Source organism: Calothrix sp. CBUCES-K 9914, assembly GCF_059640475.1.
The window spans coordinates 1-2,827 of sequence record NZ_JBXXZH010000403.1 but is presented as its reverse complement, the minus strand read 5'-3'; the positions used below and the strand labels follow the sequence as shown (position 1 = coordinate 2,827).

The 2,827-nt window shown below is 41.9% G+C and carries 1 pseudogene; it reads right to left on the bottom strand.

Annotation, left to right across the window (positions count from 1 at the left end):
• Nucleotides 1-382 precede the first annotated feature (382 nt).
• Nucleotides 383-1,984 (bottom strand): annotated as a pseudogene (hmpF, locus tag AC2JBO_RS42480) (pilus motility taxis protein HmpF); the annotation flags it as partial.
• Nucleotides 1,985-2,827 lie beyond the last annotated feature (843 nt).

The following is a 2,827-nucleotide window of genomic DNA, read 5'->3' as shown; positions in this document are numbered from 1 at the left end:
CCAGGGCAATATTACAAACAAAACCCTTCTCTTCTGATATACAAAGAGAAGGCTTTTGTTTTTTGCTTTGTTGGCGCCGCAACATATTGAGGAATAATGAAAAATATGTTTCGGCGCCAATAATAATATTTAAATCAATCAAAAATAATTATTGATAAATATAGCGTTTCTCGTTCTCATGAAGTATGTAAGAGCGGGCAAGGATGCCCACCCCAGAAGAGAATTCAGTATGACATAATAAATATAATTACTTTTATATTTTTCAAAAGTAAAGGCTCCACAGTTGCGCCTATATAGGATTATTATAGGCGCCTGTGGTTTGTGCTTTGTCCCTTATTTGCATAGTTATGTTGATTCGGCGCCCTGATAACTGATAATTTAATTAAGTAGGTGCAGTTAAGTTTTGGAGCGCCTGTTGCATCTGATTAACTATATCAAGTTGGGACTTACCGCTTTGCTGTATTTGAACAAAACTTTCATTAAGACTTTGTAGCTTTTGCAATAACTCATCTAGACTATTTTGAGTTGGTTGGAGTGTCTCCTCATATAATGTTAGTTTAGCTTTTGATTCCGCAAGAGCAGCGTTAAGCATTAATAAATTATCTTCTCTAACTTTTAAATCCTGATATTTTTCCTCATACTCTGATGTTTGATTGTCTATCGTATCTTGCGATAACTCAATGCCAGCATTTATCTGTTCAATTTGACGCTCAACATCCTGCAATATTGAAAACAACTGTTTTTGTTGTAACTCAATTTGTGCCAAAATCGGTTTTAAGTCAATCTGGTTGCCTTGGTCGTTACTATTAGTCTTACCTTGGCGCCTCATTAACACAACCTGATATTGACGAAGTTCCCCTTGACGTTGTACCAAACTTCGACGTTGACCAACCAGTGTTTCATTCAACATCTGATAAAGGTCTTTTTCATCATTAAGTTCTTCTTCAAGGGTCGCTAACTCGCTAACGTCAGCTTGACCAATTTTTTGCTGAATTTCGTTTATCGTCTGTTCTTTATAATTAAGCTCTTGCTCTTGATCCTGAACAAAGCTCGAATCAATATTTAACTTATCTTGCAAATCTTGTACTGTTTTCTCTAATTCCTCCAATGGCATGGAATCTAAAGCTTCAATATCTACAGATTCATTCGATACAGCATCACCAGAAGTCATTAAAGTACTAACTTGCTGATACAAGTCATCTTGAGAACGTAATTGCTCTTTAAGCATCCGCGCATACTCTTGCTTACTATCAAGAATGTTTGCTGCCGTTCTCATCTCACATGTTTGTTGCTCTAAAACAGCTTTGACTTGCTGACACTCATTTTGAACAACGTCAAGTTCTTGTGATAAATTATCAACCTCAAGCTGTTGCTGTTCAACCTCAACTTTATACTGCTCGAACTTCTGCCAATGCGAATTCAATAACTGCTGTTGAGAAGTTAATATCGAGAGCGCAAAATCCAAACTTTCCTGAATAGTTTCAGTCGAAGATACATTACCCTGCATACCTTCGAGCAAAGCGTAAAGAACTCCGGCTTGCTCCGAGTCTATAACAGTTCCCTGCTGTAAACTTACGCTCATCTCTTCTAGGCGCCGCTGTTCACCGCGTAAATGCTCCCAGGCACCCTCTAATTCTTGACGTTTGCGCTCAACATCCTCTTTCAGAAAAGCAATTTCAGCGCGAGAATTGTCAACTTCTTGTTTTTCGGAATCTAAGTTTTGACACTCTTCCTCAAGCTGTTGAAGTTGCGCCATCCGGTCTTCAATTTCAAGTTCTCGTCGGCTGAGTTCCTGCGCTTGGAAAGTTAACGACTCCTTCCACTGATTTATTTCTTCTTCTTTTGCCTTAAATTTTTCTACCTGTCGAGAATAATTCTGCAAAATTGTTACCAATGGTCGATTTGCGTCTTGAATGCGCTGAACTTGTTTGGTTGGACTTAACTCCACCATCACAAGGGCACCATCGTTCAATTTACTTGCTTCTTCAGCGGGAAGTGTTTAACGAGCCAGCGCATTGTGAGGATGAATACCTCAAGATGGGCCTGCATAAGTATTGTCATCTGTGTGGGGTGTTTGCAGAATACTTTTGCTGTGCGTGGGTGCTTTCTGAGCGGCAGGTCTGGTTTTTACCTCTGCTTTGCTATAACAACCCTAGTGCCCAAGATATCTTTTCTGTCCAATACTTCGTGCGGCAAAGTCCGTACTAGGGGGCGTTTTTCTGTGTACAGGGCCTGTGTGTTGCAACAGCCTGCCAGGCTCTGTGTCAGCCTGACAGGGCCATTGTTCTCATGAAAACTGATCAGTGAAGTGCAAACGGTCCTGAGCAACATCGGATTATATTTTTTTGTTTGGTACAAGGGCATCTTCTGGTGTCTTTGGTGTGTACATGTCCTGCAGCATATGCAGAGTTGAAAGTTGCTGCTAGATGTCAGTTCTGCAACCCCGTCAGACACCCCACCTAGGGCTCTGGCTGCCTATCGTACACTAAACACAGCCTGCATATGCACAGCATCGCAGATGCAAGGTGAATCTCAACGCTATTAAACATTCTTCAGACAACAGGCACTCTTGATCGTCCTCTGCTTTGCTGCCTCGGCCTTGCCGAGTACCGACAACTGTGTGTCGCACTCTTGCTTGTCGGTGAATGTGAGCACACTGATCACTGGTGAAATTGCCAAAGCACGCTTTCATCACGCTACCTGCACTTGGCACAGCGGTGCTCGGCTGAACAGAGCTAGCACCAGCCCTCCTGCTGCTGCTGCTGCATCTGCCACAGCAAAAGAAGAATCAACTCTTGAACACTACGGCACAACGTAACAGAAAACG